At 63.5% G+C, this 1664-nt stretch carries 1 protein-coding gene; it reads left to right on the forward strand.

The features are described from left to right. Nucleotides 1–1664, forward strand: a 1664-nt coding sequence (gene acs / locus MGEO_RS21005; RefSeq protein ID WP_143746342.1) for an acetate--CoA ligase, incomplete at both ends; no start/stop codon positions are given.

Here is a 1664-nt window from a genome sequence, read left to right on the forward strand (position 1 = left end):
TACCCGCCATCGACGGAGATGGTATCGCGCGCCCATGTTGATCTTGGGCGTTACGAAGAGATGTATGCGCGGTCTGTGTCTGATCCGGAGGGGTTCTGGTCGGAGCAGGCGCAGCGTCTGGACTGGATGAAGGCGCCGACGCAGGTGAAGGACGTGGATTTCACGCTGGGTCAGGTGAAGATCAACTGGTTTGCCGACGGCACGCTGAACGTGGCGGCGAACTGCATCGACCGGCATCTGGCGACCCGCGGCGATCAGACCGCGATCATCTTCGAGCCGGATGATCCCAATGAGGCGGCCAAGCACATCACCTATAAAGACCTGCATGGCAGCGTCTGCAAGATGGCCAACATCCTCGAGACCCTGGGCGTGCGCAAGGGCGACCGCGTGGTGATCTACCTGCCGATGATCCCCGAAGCCGCCTATGCCATGCTGGCCTGCGCGCGCATCGGCGCGATCCACTCCATCGTCTTTGCCGGCTTCTCGCCCGACGCGCTGGCCGCGCGGGTGAACGGCTCGGACGCCAAGGTGGTGATCACCGCCGACGAGGCACCGCGCGGGGGCCGCAAGACCCCACTCAAGTCGAACGCCGATGCCGCCCTGCTGCACTGCAAGGACAGCGTGAAGTGCCTTGTCGTCAAGCGCACCGGCGGCCAGACCACATGGATCGACGGTCGCGACTACGATTACAATGAAATGGCGCTGGAGGCGTCCGACGTCAGCCAGCCTGCCGAAATGAATGCCGAAGACCCCCTTTTCATTCTCTACACATCGGGCTCGACCGGGCAGCCCAAGGGGGTTGTGCACACAACTGGTGGATATTTGGTTTACGCCAGCCTGACCCACGAGATTACCTTCGATTATCATGAAGGCGATATTTACTGGTGTACCGCCGATGTGGGCTGGGTCACCGGGCACAGCTATATCGTCTATGGCCCGCTGGCGAACGGCGCGACGACGCTGATGTTCGAGGGTGTGCCGACCTATCCGGACGCCTCGCGCTTCTGGCAGGTCTGCGAGAAACACTCGGTTAACCAGTTCTACACAGCGCCGACCGCAATCCGCGCCCTGATGGGTCAGGGTAACGAGTTCGTAACGAAATGCGATCTATCCTCGCTGCGCATCCTCGGCACGGTGGGCGAACCGATCAACCCCGAGGCATGGAACTGGTACAACGACGTGGTGGGCGGTGGCCGCTGCCCGATCGTCGACACATGGTGGCAGACGGAAACCGGCGGGCACCTGCTGACCCCGCTGCCGGGCGCGCATGCGACCAAGCCGGGCGCGGCGATGAAGCCGTTCTTCGGGGTGCAGCCCGTTGTGCTCGACCCGCAGTCGGGTGAGGAAATCCATGCCAGCCCGACCGAGGGCGTGCTGGCGCTGAAGGACAGCTGGCCGGGCCAGATGCGCACCGTCTGGGGCGATCACGAGCGGTTCGAGAAGACCTACTTCTCGGACTACAAGGGCTATTACTTCTCGGGTGACGGCTGCCGCCGTGACGCCGATGGCGACTACTGGATCACCGGCCGCGTGGACGACGTGATCAACGTATCGGGCCACCGGATGGGCACCGCCGAGGTGGAATCCGCGCTGGTCGCCCATGCCAAGGTGGCCGAGGCCGCCGTGGTCGGCTACCCGCATGACATCAAGGGTCAGGGCATCTA

Source organism: Marivita geojedonensis (assembly GCF_002115805.1).
Taxonomy (GTDB): domain Bacteria; phylum Pseudomonadota; class Alphaproteobacteria; order Rhodobacterales; family Rhodobacteraceae; genus Marivita; species Marivita geojedonensis.